Raw genomic sequence first — 16,407 nt, 5'->3', positions numbered from 1 at the left:
TGTTAAATATTGGGGTTAATTCCGAAATATTTTGTTCGCTGATCTTTTTCCGTGTTAGAATGAGTTGACTCTATATTAACAATTGAGGTGTACATCGTGTGATGGCATGGATCGATTTAATCGTTTGCATCCTTTTGTTTGTTTTGCTTGCATATGTATTTTTTTCCGTGATGATCACCACTCTGCACAAGGTTTACCTGACGTTTCATTTTTTCATGACGTTATGGCCCTTTTGCCAATTTGCCATCCGGGCGACGGACAATCCCAAGCTCCAGCTGTTATACGTGAAACTCGCGTTCGTGGATATGGCCCTCCTGGCTGTGGGCTGGCTGTTTTTCACCCTTCTGTTGACGAATCAATCGCTGTCCGTCCGCAAAAGAATGCCGTTCCTGCTTACCGCCCCCGCTCTGATCGCCGTCATCGCCGTCCTATTGAATCCGGGCGGAACGTTTGTGCAGCCGCAACATGGCGAATACGTCGAACGAATCTACGGACCGCTGTTTTGGATCACGACGCCGGTGATGATCGGGTACGGAATCGTTTCGCTTTACGTCATTGGGAAGGCATTATCAAACAACCGGGCGCCCCGGATCAAAAAACAGGTCAGTCAGGTGCTGCGCGGAATGATCGTCGTCATGGCGTTCATTTGCGCCGATATTTTGCTTAATGTCGTTTTTCCCGTCTCCCGCATGGTGATACCGGGTTTGACGTCGATAGGCATCCTGTTGTCCGCAATCTTTTTTATCGTTGCCATTCATCGGGACAAAGTGTTCGACCTTTTGAAAATCGCGCACCAAGACATTATCAATACGATCCAGCTTGGTATTCTTGTTCTGGACGATAACGAAACGATCGTGGAAACGAACCGCTCGCTGCCCCCTTTTCTGCACTTAAAAACGGGTGAACGGTTCGACATGGCGGCCATTCTTCCCCGTCGGGAAGCCATAGCCGCAACGCAGTTCCTCGCAAAATACAAAAACGATCCGCTGGAAAGTTCAGAAATCGAAGTAGTATACGATCATGACGGCAAGCATCATATCCTTGTCCATGCGTCACCCATCGTCGTTGACGGTACGCGTGTCGGACGCACCATCACGTTTCAGGACAGGAGCCGGCTTCGCGAGCTTGTCAACGAGACGTCGAGACAAAACACGGTATTGCAGAAACAAAACCTAGCCTTGTACGATATGCAGCTGGAGCTGCACCTGACGAATCAAAAGCTTCAGCGAATGGCGATCACGGACGGCCTGACAGGCTGCTACAATCGAAATTACATAACACAGCAATTAGAGCAAGAAGTCATCAAACATATCGAAAATGAAACCCCCTTCGCCATCCTCTTGCTGGATATCGACTTTTTTAAACGGATCAATGATCAGTACGGGCATTTAACCGGGGATGAAGTGATCTGCGGCACGGTTGCCGCCATTCAGCGACAGCTGAAAGTAACGGACATTTTGGCCCGTTTTGGCGGTGAAGAGTTTATCGTTTATCTTCCCGGCATGGATTCTGGACAAGCGCTTGAGTTGGCCGAGCAGATCCGCGCGTCCGTCGAGTCGAATGAAATCGCCGTCCCGGGTCTCATCCAGCCGTTGTCCGTAACGGTGAGCATCGGGTTGTTATCCGTCGACCGTTTCCCGACCGATCCCGATTCAGGTTCCGCGACCTTGATCACCGATCTGTTCCAGGAGGTGGACCATGTATTATACCAAGCCAAGCGGAATGGGCGCAACCGGGTCATGTTCGCATTGAAGTAAGGTTTGGGGGCGACAAATTCAACCGCCGGTTGAGCGGGATAAAAATTCAATTTCGAAGTTATTGTCCGGCTTGAAGCGCTCCCGGTACAATGAGGTACGTAAAGGAGCGTGGACAGGTTGAAGGAAACATTGGCAAGAAATATCGGCAGATACCGGAAAGAACGGGGATTTACGCAGGAGGAGCTGGCGCAAAAGCTGGGCCTCTCCTTTCAAGCCGTTTCCAAGTGGGAAAATGCGCAATCGATGCCCGACATCGCATTGCTTCCGGCGTTGTCCCAAACGCTGCAGGTAAGCATCGAGAAACTTTTGGGATATCTTTCTTACGACAAGCCGGTGACCGTGTATGAAGAGAAATACCGGACGCCCGAGTACATTTGGGGCACGGAACCAAACGAAGCTTGTTTCCGGGTGCTGCAGCTGATGCCTCCCACCAGGCATGTGAAGCTGCTCGACATCGGCTGCGGCGAAGGAAAAGACGCGGTGTTTTTTGCAAGAAACGGATACGACGTCACCGCATTCGACATCACGGACGCAGGGATCGAGAAAACCAAAAGGCTTGCAGAGCAAGCCGGCGTCAACGTAAACGTGCTTAAAGCGGATGTTTTGGATTTCCGCCTGGATTCCCATTTTGACGTTTTATTTTCGAGCGGCGTGCTGCATTATATCAAACCGGAAATGCGCGATGAAATATTCGGGAACTACAAAAGATTTACCCGCCCGAACGGACTTCATGTTTTGAATGCGTTCGTCCATAAACCGTTTATCGCACCGCCGCCCGAAAACGAGACCAACGCGTTTCTATGGCGTTCCGGCGAATTGCCCGGCCATTATGATGACTGGTACCTGTATGAAAGCTCCGAGGTGGTGTTCGACTGCAATTCATCCGGAGTTCCCCACCAGCATGCGATGACGAAACTGATCGCGCGGAACATGGCCGTTTAGACCGGATGCTTGCGGGGAGAAAGCAAAGCTTGAAAAAAGGGGCTGCGGCCCCTTTTTTCGTTTCATACGCTTATCGAATGGTCTGTCCGGTTCTATTTTGACTAGTTGACTTTGACGCCGTTTATGATGAACATGGTCGCAATGACGAAAAGAATAAGCAGCGACATTAACACAACAGGCACCGCCGTTAAAGTGATCCCGGCGATGGCCATGCCTCTGCCGCTGATCGAACGTCTTGCCCGGATCCCCAGCACAAAACCTAAAAGATTAACAATAAAGGATACCATCATCGTAAACATCGCCATGGGCATAGGGTCGTAATAATAGTATGTAGAGGCCAGCTGAAATTTTGATAACGAGTTCAAAAACAACAAAATACCGAAAATTCCGCAGATTAAGGAAACGACGGCTTGTCCAAGCCGGTTCACGGGCTGCTTTTTTTTGCTTTGCTTTGTGGCCGGTTTGCGGACCTGCGAGGATTGGGACTGGCTGCGGTTGCCCGCAGCGGGAACACGGCCCGAATGACCGTTTGTAGCGCCGCTCGGCCTGACTTGGCCGGCACTTCTTCCCGCCTGCCTATCTGCCGGCGAAGCCGCCGGTCTGGCGGGCGGTTTCATGGATGGTTGTTTGGATGGCTGCAATGCGATTTTCCCCCTCCGTTCTATTAGATTCATAGGTATGTAGAACTATGCGAAATATTTTCCATCATAGTCCAGCCGGAGGTTTTTGTCAAAATTTGTTTCTTTTGCCGCATAGCGACGGACTAAGAAAAAATGCCCGGTTGGTTACTTTCGCCGGCTTTGAGCATAGGTTTGAACAAAGATCCCGTCTCCTTCCAGCCATTCGGCGATAAAAACGTCTTTGTAATCGGACACCCGCTGGGTTTGAAGCTGTTTTTTCAGCCATACCTCATTAAAACCCGCATCCTTGATTTCGTCCCATAATACGGTCCCGTCGCGAATAAGCGTTACGGGGACATGCACTTGTTTTTCCGGCAGCTTCAAATCCCCCTGCGTCGTTTTCTTGTATTTGGATTTTTTCAAAATGCTGAGGGAACCATCGACCTCCAAGTAACAGTAGGCCACCTCGCGAATCGAGAAGGTTTCGCTTTGGCGAAGCAGGCTTTGCAGCTGATTGAGGTTCATCCGGTTTTTCTTCAGCTGCCGATAATCCACGACGCCGTTGTTGATCAGCGCGGACGGTTTTCCTTCGAACAGGCCGCGAAAAAACAAGGATTTTTGCCCGAGATATTCGACGATGATGAGCAGTAATCCCCATAAGGAAATGGAATAAAGAATATAACCGATACCGATGCCGGGTTCAAACAGCGCGTTGCCGAGCAGTTCCCCGAACATGATCGAGGCGATAAAGGTAAACGGCGTGATCTGCCGAATCATTTTTCTTCCGACGATTTTTACGATGACAAACAACAAAAAAAATCCGACGATCAGCTCGAAGGTTAAAGACGAATAATGAATATCCCTCATTTCACAGACCCCAATACGATTCGATTTTGAGCGGTACATATTATGTATTCCCACTTTGCGCCCAATGTTTACCTTGAGCATGATGATTCCCGGTGGAGACATGAGCTGCACGAAAAATAGGCGGATTTAAAATCTGTCGGAAAATACACATTGTTATTTATTGACATTTGTATTCGCTTTCATCTACAATATGGTTGGAACGCGAGCACGATAATATAAGGGCCATGCATTCCTTCACCGCATATCCGGTATGGAACAACCCCGGTATCTCAATAGGAGACGCCGGGGTTTTTTTGTCGCCCGATTTTTCAGGAGGTGTTGCGAAGACAACGGACAAGTCCGGACTTCTCATCATTACATAGGAGGTATAATATGAAGAAATTTTTGAAAACGACAGCCGCTTTTGCCTTGGGGTTATCGCTGACGTTCGGGCTTTTCAGCCCTGCCCAGGCGGCGCCGGATACCTCGGTATCCAACAAGCAAAATTTCAGCACCGACGTCATCTATCAAATTTTCACCGACCGGTTCTCGGACGGAAATCCGGCCAACAATCCGACCGGCGCGGCGTTTGACGGGACCTGCACGAACCTTCGGTTGTATTGCGGGGGCGACTGGCAGGGAATCATCAACAAAATCAACGACGGCTACCTGACCGGGATGGGCATCACCGCCATCTGGATCTCGCAGCCGGTCGAGAACATCTACAGCATCATCAATTATTCCGGCGTGAACAATACCGCCTATCACGGCTACTGGGCCCGGGACTTCAAAAAGACGAATCCGGCCTACGGCACGATCGCGGACTTCCAAAATCTGATCGCCGCCGCGCATGCGAAAAACATCAAAGTCATTATCGACTTTGCCCCGAACCATACGTCGCCGGCCTCGTCCGATCAGCCTTCCTTCGCGGAGAACGGCCGGTTGTACAATAACGGCACGCTGCTCGGCGGTTATACGAACGATACGCAAAATTTGTTCCATCATAACGGCGGCACCGATTTTTCCACGATCGAAAACGGCATTTACAAAAACCTGTACGATCTCGCCGATCTGAACCACAACAACAGCACCGTGGACGTTTACTTGAAGGACGCGATCAAAATGTGGCTGGACCTTGGCATCGACGGCATCCGTATGGACGCGGTGAAACATATGCCGTTCGGCTGGCAGAAGAGCTTTATGGCTACCGTCAACAACTATAAGCCGGTCTTCACCTTCGGCGAGTGGTTCCTTGGCGTAAACGAAGTGAGCCCGGAAAATCACCAGTTCGCCAACGAATCGGGCATGAGCCTGCTCGATTTCCGTTTTGCCCAAAAGGTACGGCAGGTGTTCCGGGACAACACCGACAATATGTACGGCCTGAAGGCGATGCTGGAGGGCTCCGCAGCCGATTACGCCCAGGTGGACGACCAGGTGACGTTCATCGACAACCATGACATGGAGCGCTTCCACGCAAGCAATGCGAACCGCCGGAAACTCGAGCAAGCTTTGGCGTTCACGCTGACCTCGCGCGGCGTGCCTGCCATTTATTACGGCACCGAGCAGTATATGTCGGGCGGGACCGATCCGGACAATCGGGCGCGGATCCCTTCCTTCTCTACTTCGACGACCGCCTATCAGGTCATTCAAAAGCTGGCGCCGCTGCGCAAGTCGAATCCGGCGATCGCCTACGGATCAACGCAGGAGCGCTGGATCAACAACGACGTGCTCATCTATGAGCGCAAGTTCGGCGGCAACGTTGCCGTGGTTGCCGTCAACCGCAATCTGAACACGCCCGCTTCCATCTCGGGGCTTGTGACTTCCCTGCCGCAAGGCAGCTACAATGACGTGCTTGGCGGTCTTCTGAACGGCAATGCGTTAACGGTCGGCAATGGCGGAGCCACGTCGAACTTCACGCTTGCGGCCGGCGGCACGGCCGTGTGGCAATACACGACGGCAACGGCAACGCCGACCATCGGGCATGTCGGGCCGATGATGGCCAAGCCTGGCGTGACGATTACGATCGACGGCCGCGGCTTCGGCTCGACCAAAGGCACCGTCTACTTCGGTACGACGGCGGTCACCGGCGCAAACATCACGGCTTGGGAAGACACGGAAATTAAAGTGAAAATCCCTGCCGTCGCCGGCGGCATCTACAATATTAAAATCGCAAACGCCGCCGGAACGGAAAGCAATGTGTACGACAACTTCGAGGTACTGTCCGGAGATCAGGTCAGCGTCCGCTTCGTGGTGAACAACGCGACGACGGCGCTTGGGCAAAACGTTTACCTGACGGGCAGTGTCAGCGAGCTGGGGAACTGGGACCCGGCAAAAGCAATCGGGCCGATGTACAATCAGGTCGTTTACCAATATCCGAATTGGTATTATGATGTCAGCGTTCCGGCCGGCAAGACGATCGAGTTCAAGTTTTTGAAGAAACAAGGCTCCACCGTCACGTGGGAAGGCGGCAGCAACCACACCTTCACCGCGCCGGCCAGCGGCACCGCGACGATTAACGTAAATTGGCAGCCATAAGGTGTGAGAAATAGTCGGCTACATCCATTGGAAATGAATGTCGCACTTCCGTTTCGGGAGAGGAGAGGCTCATCTTCCGCTCAATCTGCCACAAGCTCATCTGAAGCAAAAAAGAGGGGACCTCTCCCCTCTTTTTCTTTTATCCTCTTTCCTCCTCATGTTCGATGTCCTGTCCTTCACCCCAAAATACATCAAATGCGCCGTTCACCCGCGATAGCCAGAGCGCAAAACCGGCCGGGATGATCTTTACAAGCGCGGCGCGTGTTGTTCTCAGTATCAAAAAGTATCCTACCTTACAAAAATGATCGGATCGTACAAAAAAGTGCGTACTACTCAAACGGAATAGAACCTGATAACCTACATATAGAACGATCGATCCAGATTTCGACAAGCGGCACGGTCGTTTAAAAAATGGTAGTGAGGTGCGAAAATATGCAAGAATATCAACTTACTTTGAAAGATAAACGAATCGTATGGGGGAAGGCGATCAACATTGAGCCACTCATTGGCAAATATCCTGGCGACTCTATCAGACAGGGCGTGAACGAAACCTTGGATTGGAATTTGCCTGCCGGTGTATATCGGGCAAAAGAGATCGTTATGGAACTGGACAAAATGCTTGAGGCGATGCTGGTTCAGCTTGGGGAACCGGTAAACGGCGATCCGACAGTGCTCTTGGACAGTCTTCAGGCTAATTTAGCGATCTCCGGACGAGTGTCATCCCTGCCGCTTGGCCCCTTGGCGCTGGAAGATAAAGCTGGCGTCGAGCTCACAGCCCAGGCGGTGCGCATCGGCGAGCAATTGGTAAGCTGGGCCCGGGAATATAATGCCGAAAAAAAGACGCTGGCTAAGTACGGGCCGGAAACGTTAGGAAAGATGGAATTTCGAAGCCATTGTTATGGTCATGCCCTGATCCCGCAGGCTATTGCTCAGGTTTGGGGACCTTTCGGCGGTCCAAGGATCATGCAGATTTATAATGAATACCTGCACCAATTCGTATTGCTGCGGGATGCCTTGCTACCGTTTGCCAATTGGGAGGAAGTTCCGTTTGAAGTCAAGGAATATACGGAGTTCAAAAGACTGCGTTTTCTGGAACCGGCCCGGGAGGTTTTCCTAACTCAGTTGCTCGGGAAAAAGTTAACGCACAAATCGATTGTCCAGTATGCGCAAAGTGTAGTCAGTTCGGGTTTGACCGCAGTGGGTTACGGCTTCCAATACCGCCTCGGAACCGTGCTGCCGGCTGGCTGGGGAGAGTCTGCCCGGACGGCGGCGCGGTACCTGCTCAAATGGCACCCGGTACAAACGATACAAACCGAAGGAACACAGGATTTGGCTGCTGTCTCCTTCGATTATGAATATGACGATTATTATGCCGCGCCGCGTACCGAAGCAGGAGAAGGTACACCAGTGAGCAAAGACTCGCTTCCTGTTTCCGAAAAACATGACGATAAACCATACATCGCCCGGTTGCTGCCTAATACGGGTGCCGATCGGACGACGCTGCGTCTCAGCCTGGAAATGGAAGGCCGCGAATTTACGGTAGATCTCGGTCAGCTTTTTAGAGGGCATCGCTTTTTATATCGGCCGCAAGGAAGCGACAATGCCGGTGCCGTGAAGCGGACCTCCATCAGCTTGCACCGTGCAGTAGACATTCTCTCGCATTCCGGACTCGTGACGAATGCCGATGGAATTCATTTTATCCCGACCGGCGGAAATGAACTTATCGTTTGGGCTTTGCTAGGGAAGCTGTATCCCGAAAATGTGGTTTTATTGGACCATGGGGATCAGGAGGAACTGGAGGCGGCTTATGTTTCCGGCAAAGGGTTCGGAACGCAATTTTTAGTCCTGTAAGCCGTTAGGCTTCAGGAACGGAATATTTGACGGCAAGGCCTTTGAATGCTGGCTTTTGCCGTCAAATTCCGCAGCCCTACATTAAGCTTTTTCAAATTTTACAAAATGAGATTCTGTCATCCGGTTAAGAGCAGGAAGGAGACTTTTCGTGACGAAGCAGCAACAACTTTTGACTTTAAATTTATTTTTATTGACATTTGTATTGGGAACCAGTGAATTTGTAATGGTCGGATTATTAACCGAAGTAGCCGCGGACATGAAGATCGCCATATCGGTCGCAGGCTCCCTGGTGTCGGCTTTTGCTTTGTCTTTTGCCATAGGTACACCGATCTTCACGGCATTATTCAGCCGATTCTCCAAGCGTCCGCTCATCCTTGCTTTGATCGGCGTATTTATTGTCGGGAATATGATAACGGCTATATCGGGATCGTATGGATTGCTTCTGGCGTCCAGAGTGGTCACGGCCGTGGTTACAGGCGTCTTGATTGCACTTGCGATGGCGGTGGCCAGTGAAACGATGCCTCTCGAAAAAAGAGGGCCGGTGATCTCCATCATCTTTACGGGCTTTACCGTGGCCAGCGTTCTCGGCGTGCCCCTTAGCTCATTGATCTTTCCTGGTCCGGGGGAATCGTTGCCGTCTTGGCAGCCATGCTGGCTATGATCAACTATCGTTTGGAGCGAGGCGCCCGCAGCACAAGTGCATTTAAAGAGGAAATTGGACTGCGCGGCAAATGCGGAGAAAGCATGTATAACGAAACATAAGGATAAGGGGCTGTCCCTTTCGCGACGGCCTCTTCTTATGATGCGAATCGGCTCAATCTACTGTCTGCTCCGCTCTCCACCCTCAAGCATATCGAGCAGCTGACTGGCGAGCGGAGCAGGGAATTGCGCGTTTTGTGCGGCAGCTAGGAAAAGGCCGACATCCTTCTGCGGAATTTTGCTTTGAGAGATGGTTGTGGTCTTCTCGGCGATCATTTTGCCATAGGATTGATAGATTGGGGCGGCAAACAGCGTGCTCGTAAGCATGTTGACCGCCGCCTGGGGATCGACCCCGCCGCGTTCGGCCATGCCTAGTGCTTCCTCCAGCGAGCGTGCGGCGGAAACGATGAGGAAGTTACCGATCAGTTTGACGAGCACGGCCGTACCGGCTTCTTCGCCGAAGTCAAAGATCCCACTGGCTCCCATTGCCTCCAGCAACGGCCGCACCCGCTCCTTCGCCTCCTGCGGACCCGCAACGGGAATCCACAACTGCTTGGCCGCGGCCGCCTCGGGTCGACCGAATACGGGCGCCTCGACATAGACGGAGCCGTGCCGCGCGTGCAAGTCCGCCAGCTTCCTGCCCGTATCCGGCGATACCGTGCTCATGGACACGTGAATGCCGCCCGGCCCGAGCCGCTCCAGGAAATCCTCGCTTCTGACGACGCCTTCCAATGCTTCGTCGTCCCACACCAAGGTGACGACGATGCCCCCGGCCGTCACGACGCCGGCGGGACGGGTCGCCTGCAACGCGCCCTGGGCAACGAGCGGCTCCGCTTTGGCCGCGGTGCGGTTGTAAACGGTCAGCGCATACCCCGCCTGAAGCAGATTGGCTGCGACGGGCAGCCCGAGCAGGCCGAGGCCGATAAATCCAATGTTCTCTCTCATTAAGATCATTCCTCCTTCGAATTTCAAAACATGACGTTAACGTCATGTTTTGGATAAAAAAATTTAGCTATGATCATTGGCCTCGAGCCACCGCTCGAAGCGTTCGATATGGGACTGCAGATCGGCGCGGAACTGCCCCAGCGCATCGAGCTTCTCGTCCGTGTCGGCCAGATGCCGGCGCAGCAGGCCGAGAACCTTCCGCTTCGCCTGCACCCCGCTAGGATCCGTGAAGTAAGACTCGATTACGTCCCGAATCTCCTCAAGGCTTAAGCCCAGCATCTTCAACTGATCGATCTTCCGCAGTCGGGCGACCGTTTCTTCCGTGTAGTAGTAATGGCCGTTGCCCTCGCGTTCGCCTGAAGGAAGCAGTCCGATGCTCTCGTAATAGCGAACCGTGCGCTGGGTAACCCCTGCTCTCTCTGCCAACTCGCCAATGCGCATGCGGTTCATCATCGATCACTCCTTTCACGATATAAATATAACGTTAACGTCATGTTCGTATCATAGCACTTTGATTGGGTGATGTAAAGGCGAACAGGATAGCTCCATAACAAGCCTATATCCGATACCGGATGCTGATGCGGATGGATCTTCCGATCGCCAAACTACATTCAGGACAGCCTTTTAAAGTTCCATTATCTTCAGCCATCGATCAGGTATGGCGTGTACAGGTAAACGGACATCGAGCCGCGTTGAATTCCTTTTTTTATCAGGCACGCTTTTGATTGGTGTGCGATACTTCATCGGGAAAGCTTTCGATATAGGTGGTGCCAAAATCGCATAACATCAGGAGCATGGGAGCCAGTTGTTCGCCCAGCTCGGATAAACAGTATTCCACTTTTGCGGTGATACCGGATAAACCTTGCGACTAATGAGTCCGTCGCTTTCAAGCATTCTTAGCTGCATCGTAAGCATGCGTTGCGTCGCGTCTGGAAGCAGCCGCCGCAGCTCATTATATCGGATGGGGCCCTTTGCCAATTCGTTTAAAATAGCTATTTTCCACTTCCCGCTAACTAAGCTGAGGACGATTTCGGAGGTGCACCGATAGGTCTTATCTCTAAACGTTATCATCTGTCCACACATCCCTTTCCGTAAAATGAAGAAAGACAATTTGTTGCTTACTTCAGGTTTTTGCAAAATGCTTATTGATGAATTGTGAATCGGTCATTCCATATATTAATTTCAGCCCCGCTCCCTTGTCAAGGACTTATGGATCGATTAGTATAAAATAATAAAGGAGGTCTTCTTATGCCACGAACGGGACGCCCGCGCGCATTTAACCGTGACGAGGCGGTTGCCGCTGCGATGGTGCTTTTTTGGGAACACGGCTTTGAATCCACTTCGCTGGCCCAGCTGCGCGCTGCGATGGGAAATATTTCGGCGGCGAGTTTTTACGCGGCATTCGATTCCAAGGAATCCTTGTTCCGCGAAGCGGTGGATAAATATATCTCTACATATGGACAAGTGTCGGAAAGTTTCAGGGATACGAGCTTAACATCGAAAGCAGCCATGGAGCAGGGATTGCGGCAATCGGCGCGGGTACAGACAGATCGCTCCCATCCTTTGGGCTGTCTGTTGGTGTTGTCCGCTGTAAACTGTTCTCCCGAACAACATCACATTCAAGAGATCCTGGCCAAGGAACGGGAAAGGGTTCACGGTTGGCTGAATGATTGCATCGAACGGGCCGTTGCCAACGGGGAATTGCCCGATTCAACGGACGTTCCCATGCTGGTGACGTTATTTGAAACGTTTCTTCGAGGAATTTCGCTACAAGCCCGGGACGGTGTTCCGTACGAAACCATTGACGCTGCCATCACTCAACTGATGAACGTATGGGATACGATATCCGCCAAGCGGCACCGCGACGATTAACGTGAATTGGCAGCCTTTGGGGCCAGGGACAGACGCCTGGGTCCATTGGAAGAGAGCCTCTAACCCGCGTTGCAGGAAGCCGCCGATGGATTATTTGCAGCAAAAGAAGAGGGGATTTTCCCTCTTCTTTTGCTGTGCATGCATTAAGTTAGATTTAAGATCTTTTGAATGGATCAGGTTTCGATCCAAAACCGTTTGACGATATTCCCGTCTTCTTCCGTAAAACTTGCGTCCGGCACCCCACCGTTTTTCAAAATCGTTTTTTCCGAAGCCGCATTCCAGTCGTCGCATGCGACAAGCGCTTTCGTAATGCCGAGCTCCTTTGCTTTTTCCAGAGCTAAAGAAAGCAATAGGGAGGCATAACCTTTTTGCCGTTCGGTCGGACGGATGCCATACCCGATATGGCCGCCGCTTTGCAGCAGTTTTTCGTTCAGGCGATGCCGGATGTTAACCGCCCCGATCACGCGTTTGTTTTCGGTAACGAGCCAATAAGTGGAGCTCGGCACCCAATCTTCCGGGATTCCTTCCCCCTTTTCATTTTGCCGCAAAAACTGAAGCATGCCTTCAAAGTCGGACGGTTCCCTGCTAACCACCCAAGGCACGATGGACTCTCCGCTGGCTAACCATTCCTCGTAGAAATCTATGTATTCGTCCTTATACTCGAAACCCGGTTCCGCCAAAAACGCGTTATCCAACACCGCTCCCCCTATCGTTGAGTTTTTTGCCGTTGTATTCGTGCTTGAGGATGCCCATTTGAATTAAATCATGCCAAGCGCCTTCCCTGAACAGAAACTCGCGCAAAATCCCTTCCTGCTTGAATCCGATTTTCTTGTACATGGATATGGCCTTTAGGTTAAAAGCAAACACCTGCAGCGACACCCGGTGCAGATTCATTTCAAAAAAGGCGTAATCCAGCAAAAGCGAAAGCGCCTCCGTGCCGTAGCCTTTTCCCCAGTAATCCTTGTCGCCAATATCGATGATGCACTCGGCGTTGCGATTTTTGCGGTCGATTTGAACCAGTGAAGTGATGCCGATGGGTGCCTGCGTTTGTTTTTCGATGATCATGTAGCTTTTGGATGTGCCGGATCCCAATATGACTTGTTCCACGAACGCCTGGGTTTCAGCGAGGGTATACACATCCAGGTACGAACTGGTCGTCCGCATCACTTCCAGTTCGTTACGCCACTTATGATAAATCGGGACGTCTTCTTCCGTCATTTTTCGAAAATAGATTCTCGATGATTCGAATAGCATGATTTCTACTCCCCCTTGCCGAATTTGACCTATTCATCATTCGCCGGATAAAGCAATTCTTCCAATGAAAACAACAGCGTGTCCAGCTGCTCTTTCACCTCGGTGCGGTCAGCGCCAAGATGGGCCGTGTCGATCATGAGCCCATCAATAAACGAAACCAAATAACGGGCGATCGCTTCCGCGGGAAGGCGGGGCTTCCATTCGCCGCGATCCGTTCCCCTTTGAAAAAAAGCAGCTAACGCAGCGACGAGTTCCGAATAACGGTTCGAAAGGTATGGAACTCCGTCATGTCCTGCCCGGCGGCGGACCGACAAAAAGAATTCCGAATTGGCCAGAAAAAGCGATTGGTCCATATGTTCAATGATTTTTTGCTGCTTCGCGATCCACTTTTGCATCTGCAGCCAGGACGTTCCTGCATCGCATGCATCGAAATAATGAAGGTCTTCCCGGTCTTCGTGCTGCAGCAATTCCAGATACGCATGCTCGATGTTTTCGAAATAGGCATATAACGCCCCTCTCGATACGCCGGCCTCCTCCATGATGTCCTGCATCGTGGCCTGCGAATAACCTTTGCGGATAAACACCCGCTTCGCAGCTTGCAGCAGTTCGCTTTTCTTTTTCGCCTTATATTCCGCGCTGACTCTTGGAGACATCTCATCACCCCGACTCCCAAAACGACATTCTTGTCGTTTTTATCAAATTCCATTATAAACGACATTCGTGTCGTTTTTCAACAGGGGATTGGCTGCAAAAAAAACGGCCGCCCAATTGTGTAGGGCTAGCCGAATTTATTTTAAAAACATGCGATTCATTTATTTCAAAAGCTCCAGCAATTCCTGCACCTCCGGCGCAAGGTCGGAATTGAGGTGCATGATCTCTTCAAACAGTGGTCTAGCCTGCTTTAGCAAGGAATCGCTGTAGTAGTAATAACTGAAAAACGCCTCGGGGTCGTACCCAATCGGTTCTCCTCTCTCCCATTCCAGCTCGTCTTCCTCTTCGTCCTCAGGCCAAAGGTATGTTTCGTTCAGCAATTCGCCCATGCTGGCCACCGGCTTTTCCGATCCCAAATCCTGCCCGGAAAGGGCGGAAGCCACATTCAAATACACCTGGATTTCACCCGAAGCCGCTTCCCGGGGTTCCCGTCCCTCCAGACTGCGCAGCAGTTCTAGCAGCACCCATGGCGTCACCTGCCATAACGTGCCTTGATGTTCGGCCAACTCGGCCAAGGATTCAAATTGTCCCGTCTCGATCAGCCGCGGAATGTCCGTCCCTCTCCCGTAGGGGGTCGTTAACCGCTGCCAGGGAATGTTTGGGTGGGGTTGCGATAAAGCTGCCAACACGTTTCTCCTTTCTTGATAAACACTCGTTTTCATTTTCTTTTCGAATACAGTTTTTCAAGCATCCGCCGTTTCACTCCATAATCTTTTTACGTCCACCAGTTCCTGTCCGCGGAACTCCATCCGGTAAATATCGGGTTTGGACAATCGGTGCAAAAAATCCAAACCGTAGCGGCGGCTGTCATAATGCCCCATCATCAAGGTCATGACGGCTCCATGAGTACCTATGGCGACTTTTCGTCCCCGGTGCTCTTCCAATAATGCCTCCAGTACACGGATCGCCCGCCTTTGGCACTCGTCGTTCGATTCCCCTCCCTCCAAAGCGTAAAACGGGTCCGCAAACGACCTTTCCAGCAATGGATACAGTTCCTCATCCGACATCCGGTATTCGCTTGCGGAAAATCTTCTCTCTTTCAAATCCTCGTGAACGATCATCTCCTGCCCGGCCCGGTCGGCTAACTCCTGAATGGTCATCACCGAGCGGGCGTACGGACTTGAAACAAATACGCCGATGCCTTCCTCCCGCAAAAGTTCGGTGACCCGGCGGGCGTCTAACCTCCTTTTTTCCGTGAGCCCTCGCGTGCTCTCCGTTCCTTCCGTTTTGGGCGAGTCGCCATGCCTTACCATGTATATGTACGTGCGCATGGTTGTACCTCCTCAAGATTGGATATGCAGCCATTCGGAAGGCTGCTTCTTCGCAAAATGTTTTTCGATAGTCTTCAGGACCTCGTCATTGCCGGGCCGCGTGGCCGTTTCTGCCGCTTCGTCAAACGAAAGCCAGCGATACTCGCTGTGTTCGTCGTTTAAAAGGCTTTTTCCCCCTCTTCGATGCGGCCACCGATGTAGCACCATGCGCCTTGCAGCACGGAAGAAGCCCGTTTTAATAGCAGCACCTTGCATTCATTTTCGATTTTTTTCAATAAGACGGCAGCGATTCCGCTGCATATGACGGGAATGGCATGGTTGGATTCAGCCATAAATTTCAGCCCCCAGCAGTTCGGTTTCCGCCTTGGCATCCCGGATGATGCCGTCCATTCGGCCGATCAGCGACTGAAGCGCATCCTGCACGAGCCCGCCTTCGAACCGATGCAGCGGCTCGGGCAGCTCGTTTTCGTCCAACACGAAATATTCCCCGTCGGGAAGCACCAACAGATCGATGATCAAATCTTCAAAGGTTACCGCTTGACCGGTGACGGTCGTGTTCCTGGCAATATTAAAATAAGAGCCTAAATAGTCACCGTGGCCGTCTCTCCAAAAATACAGATTATAAGGCCGATCGATCCAATAATATGCAAACGTATAAGTTCCTGCCGGAATCGTGAGTTCGCTTGCGCCGGACGCCATGGTAAACGGCTTGTCCACCTTGTGCAGCAGCACGATTTTCGGAAGCTCCAGCTTCAAAAGGCGGCAGTCATGATCGACGACTGTAGCATCATAGCGGATTTTTCGCTCGATGATCGGCTGACCCTTGCGCATCGGTTCGGTTGGCATGTTGAAAACCTCCCTTTGAAACGATTCTCAAAACATGAATGATAGAACGAGACTTGTCATGGATGTATGCCTGTTTTGTTGAATATTGTAACAAAGTGCCGGAAGATTATCTAATTCGGGGATGGTTTTGATATAGAACGAGAAGTTTTCGCGGTTCCTGGCAGCGGCCTATCAGCTGGACAATATTTACAGTCAATAGTATCGTAAAGGTTCAAGGGGGATGGAAGAGACATCGGCAAGCTGTACGGACACTGGCGA

At 51.5% G+C, this 16,407-nt stretch carries 17 protein-coding genes and 1 pseudogene; 6 read left to right on the top strand and 12 right to left on the bottom strand.

The annotated features are described in order from the left end of the window. Nucleotides 1–101 precede the first annotated feature (101 nt). A complete protein-coding gene (locus RJP21_RS09855; protein ID WP_310859452.1) occupies nt 102–1,757 on the top strand; it encodes a histidine kinase N-terminal 7TM domain-containing diguanylate cyclase in 1,656 nt (551 codons plus the stop codon). Between the two features lie 117 nt (nt 1,758–1,874). Further along, complete coding sequence (locus tag RJP21_RS09850) at nt 1,875–2,699, top strand: methyltransferase domain-containing protein (protein ID WP_310859116.1); 825 nt, start codon at nt 1,875–1,877, stop codon at nt 2,697–2,699. A gap of 101 nt (nt 2,700–2,800) precedes the next feature. Here RJP21_RS09850 and RJP21_RS09845 read toward each other — a convergent pair whose 3' ends face one another. Together RJP21_RS09845 and RJP21_RS09840 are read right to left on the bottom strand one after the other, a co-directional pair. Then, nucleotides 2,801–3,340, bottom strand: coding sequence for a DUF4190 domain-containing protein (locus RJP21_RS09845; RefSeq protein WP_310859115.1), 540 nt, complete (start codon nt 3,338–3,340; stop codon nt 2,801–2,803). A gap of 144 nt (nt 3,341–3,484) precedes the next feature. Beyond that, nucleotides 3,485–4,177 carry a DUF421 domain-containing protein gene (locus tag RJP21_RS09840; protein WP_397386207.1) on the bottom strand — a complete coding sequence of 231 codons (693 nt, stop codon included), beginning with the start codon at nt 4,175–4,177 and terminating at the stop codon, nt 3,485–3,487. A gap of 381 nt (nt 4,178–4,558) precedes the next feature. On the opposite strand from RJP21_RS09840, the gene RJP21_RS09835 reads away from it, so the two are divergent. The 3 genes from RJP21_RS09835 to RJP21_RS09825 all read left to right on the top strand — a co-directional run bounded on the left by RJP21_RS09835 (nt 4,559) and on the right by RJP21_RS09825 (nt 9,212). Beyond that, nucleotides 4,559–6,700, top strand: coding sequence for an alpha-amylase family glycosyl hydrolase (locus tag RJP21_RS09835; protein ID WP_310859113.1), 2,142 nt, complete (start codon nt 4,559–4,561; stop codon nt 6,698–6,700). Between the two features lie 432 nt (nt 6,701–7,132). Beyond that, nucleotides 7,133–8,551, top strand: a complete 1,419-nt coding sequence (locus tag RJP21_RS09830; protein WP_310859112.1) for a hypothetical protein — start codon at nt 7,133–7,135, stop codon at nt 8,549–8,551. A gap of 148 nt (nt 8,552–8,699) precedes the next feature. Further along, complete coding sequence (locus RJP21_RS09825; protein WP_310859111.1) at nt 8,700–9,212, top strand: MFS transporter; 513 nt, start codon at nt 8,700–8,702, stop codon at nt 9,210–9,212. Between the two features lie 158 nt (nt 9,213–9,370). Here the strand turns inward: RJP21_RS09825 and RJP21_RS09820 are convergent, their stop codons facing one another. The 3 genes and pseudogenes from RJP21_RS09820 to RJP21_RS09810 form a co-directional block, all read right to left on the bottom strand. After that, entirely contained in the window at nt 9,371–10,195 is an 825-nt protein-coding gene (locus tag RJP21_RS09820) for an NAD(P)-dependent oxidoreductase (RefSeq protein ID WP_310859110.1), read from the bottom strand. 63 nt (nt 10,196–10,258) lie between these two features. Next, nucleotides 10,259–10,636: a MerR family transcriptional regulator gene (locus tag RJP21_RS09815; protein WP_310859451.1), complete on the bottom strand. Its 378-nt coding sequence runs from the start codon at nt 10,634–10,636 to the stop codon at nt 10,259–10,261. A gap of 268 nt (nt 10,637–10,904) precedes the next feature. Then, a pseudogene (locus RJP21_RS09810) lies at nt 10,905–11,266 on the bottom strand (winged helix-turn-helix transcriptional regulator). Nucleotides 11,267–11,443: 177 nt separating this feature from the next. Between RJP21_RS09810 and RJP21_RS09805 the strand changes: the two are divergent. Continuing rightward, complete coding sequence (locus tag RJP21_RS09805) at nt 11,444–12,067, top strand: TetR/AcrR family transcriptional regulator (protein ID WP_310859109.1); 624 nt, start codon at nt 11,444–11,446, stop codon at nt 12,065–12,067. A 173-nt stretch (nt 12,068–12,240) separates the two neighbouring features. Here RJP21_RS09805 and RJP21_RS09800 read toward each other — a convergent pair whose 3' ends face one another. The 7 genes from RJP21_RS09800 to RJP21_RS09770 all read right to left on the bottom strand — a co-directional run bounded on the left by RJP21_RS09800 (nt 12,241) and on the right by RJP21_RS09770 (nt 16,149). Continuing rightward, entirely contained in the window at nt 12,241–12,762 is a 522-nt protein-coding gene (locus tag RJP21_RS09800; RefSeq protein WP_310859108.1) for a GNAT family N-acetyltransferase, read from the bottom strand. After that, the gene (locus tag RJP21_RS09795) at nt 12,755–13,321 is read right to left on the bottom strand and encodes a GNAT family N-acetyltransferase (RefSeq protein ID WP_310859107.1); all 567 of its coding nucleotides are present in this window, start codon (nt 13,319–13,321) and stop codon (nt 12,755–12,757) included. The genes RJP21_RS09800 and RJP21_RS09795 overlap by 8 nt, the downstream gene beginning before the upstream one ends. Nucleotides 13,322–13,350: 29 nt before the next feature. Then, nucleotides 13,351–13,974, bottom strand: a complete 624-nt coding sequence (locus tag RJP21_RS09790; RefSeq protein WP_310859106.1) for a TetR/AcrR family transcriptional regulator — start codon at nt 13,972–13,974, stop codon at nt 13,351–13,353. A 159-nt stretch (nt 13,975–14,133) separates the two neighbouring features. Next, nucleotides 14,134–14,658, bottom strand: coding sequence for a hypothetical protein (locus tag RJP21_RS09785; RefSeq protein WP_310859105.1), 525 nt, complete (start codon nt 14,656–14,658; stop codon nt 14,134–14,136). 57 nt (nt 14,659–14,715) lie between these two features. Beyond that, complete coding sequence (locus RJP21_RS09780) at nt 14,716–15,303, bottom strand: histidine phosphatase family protein (protein WP_310859104.1); 588 nt, start codon at nt 15,301–15,303, stop codon at nt 14,716–14,718. 158 nt (nt 15,304–15,461) lie between these two features. Continuing rightward, entirely contained in the window at nt 15,462–15,635 is a 174-nt protein-coding gene (locus RJP21_RS09775; protein WP_310859103.1) for an NUDIX hydrolase, read from the bottom strand. Then, complete coding sequence (locus RJP21_RS09770) at nt 15,628–16,149, bottom strand: DUF402 domain-containing protein (protein ID WP_310859102.1); 522 nt, start codon at nt 16,147–16,149, stop codon at nt 15,628–15,630. Before RJP21_RS09770 ends, RJP21_RS09775 begins: the two co-directional genes overlap by 8 nt. Nucleotides 16,150–16,407 lie beyond the last annotated feature (258 nt).

It is taken from the genome of Paenibacillus sp. VCA1, assembly GCF_031583795.1.
Taxonomy (GTDB): domain Bacteria; phylum Bacillota; class Bacilli; order Paenibacillales; family Paenibacillaceae; genus Paenibacillus_AQ; species Paenibacillus_AQ albilobatus.
The sequence above is the reverse complement of the archived record's forward strand: the minus strand, read 5'-3'. Positions and strand labels throughout refer to the sequence as shown.

What these genes read in the sequence shown, in the direction of transcription:
- RJP21_RS09855 (WP_310859452.1), top strand. Translation starts at nt 102, where the DNA reads ATGGCATGGATCGATTTAATCGTTTGCATCCTTTTGTTTGTTTTGCTT.
- RJP21_RS09835 (WP_310859113.1), top strand. Translation starts at nt 4,559, where the DNA reads ATGAAGAAATTTTTGAAAACGACAGCCGCTTTTGCCTTGGGGTTATCG.
- RJP21_RS09830 (WP_310859112.1), top strand. Translation starts at nt 7,133, where the DNA reads ATGCAAGAATATCAACTTACTTTGAAAGATAAACGAATCGTATGGGGG.
- RJP21_RS09820 (WP_310859110.1), bottom strand. Translation starts at nt 10,195, where the DNA reads ATGAGAGAGAACATTGGATTTATCGGCCTCGGCCTGCTCGGGCTGCCC.
- RJP21_RS09815 (WP_310859451.1), bottom strand. Translation starts at nt 10,636, where the DNA reads ATGCGCATTGGCGAGTTGGCAGAGAGAGCAGGGGTTACCCAGCGCACG.
- RJP21_RS09805 (WP_310859109.1), top strand. Translation starts at nt 11,444, where the DNA reads ATGCCACGAACGGGACGCCCGCGCGCATTTAACCGTGACGAGGCGGTT.
- RJP21_RS09795 (WP_310859107.1), bottom strand. Translation starts at nt 13,321, where the DNA reads ATGCTATTCGAATCATCGAGAATCTATTTTCGAAAAATGACGGAAGAA.
- RJP21_RS09790 (WP_310859106.1), bottom strand. Translation starts at nt 13,974, where the DNA reads ATGTCTCCAAGAGTCAGCGCGGAATATAAGGCGAAAAAGAAAAGCGAA.
- RJP21_RS09780 (WP_310859104.1), bottom strand. Translation starts at nt 15,303, where the DNA reads ATGCGCACGTACATATACATGGTAAGGCATGGCGACTCGCCCAAAACG.
- RJP21_RS09775 (WP_310859103.1), bottom strand. Translation starts at nt 15,635, where the DNA reads ATGGCTGAATCCAACCATGCCATTCCCGTCATATGCAGCGGAATCGCT.
- RJP21_RS09770 (WP_310859102.1), bottom strand. Translation starts at nt 16,149, where the DNA reads ATGCCAACCGAACCGATGCGCAAGGGTCAGCCGATCATCGAGCGAAAA.